The organism is Pedobacter agri PB92 (genome assembly GCF_000258495.1).
Lineage (GTDB): Bacteria > Bacteroidota > Bacteroidia > Sphingobacteriales > Sphingobacteriaceae > Pedobacter > Pedobacter agri.
Genome location: NZ_AJLG01000366.1, coordinates 1 through 369, shown reverse-complemented (window position 1 = coordinate 369; position 369 = coordinate 1). Strand labels below are relative to the sequence as shown.

Annotated in this window: 1 protein-coding gene; it reads left to right on the top strand. The window is 37.1% G+C overall.

What is annotated here, in order from left to right; genetic code table 11:
• Nucleotides 1-219, top strand: a 219-nt coding sequence (locus ON09_RS23905) for a hypothetical protein (protein ID WP_010603601.1), incomplete at its 5' end; no start/stop codon positions are given.
• Nucleotides 220-369: the final 150 nt, after the last annotated feature.

Below are 369 nucleotides of genomic sequence, written 5' to 3'. Positions count from 1 at the left end.
GTTGCAGTTCAAGATAGCGCAGTTAAAACTCCAGTTAAACTGGAAGAATTACCTGAGCCAGTTACAACAGCATTAAAATCTGACGCTTATAAAGGTTGGGAGGCTACTGAAGCCTGGGCTGTTAAAGAAGGTACAAAAGAATACTACCTTATCAATGTTAAAAAAGAAGCAGAAACTGGTTCTGTGAAAATTGATAAAGACGGTAAACCAGTTCAATAATAATCGCCTCTAAAGGCATAATTAACCAAAGCGTAGCTTCGGCTGCGCTTTAAATCAAGTAGAACCACGAAATTGTTTCGGCAGTTTCATTTAAATCAAAATACCATGAAAAAGTTAATTTTATCAGCTGCGTTTTTAGCCTTTGCAGGT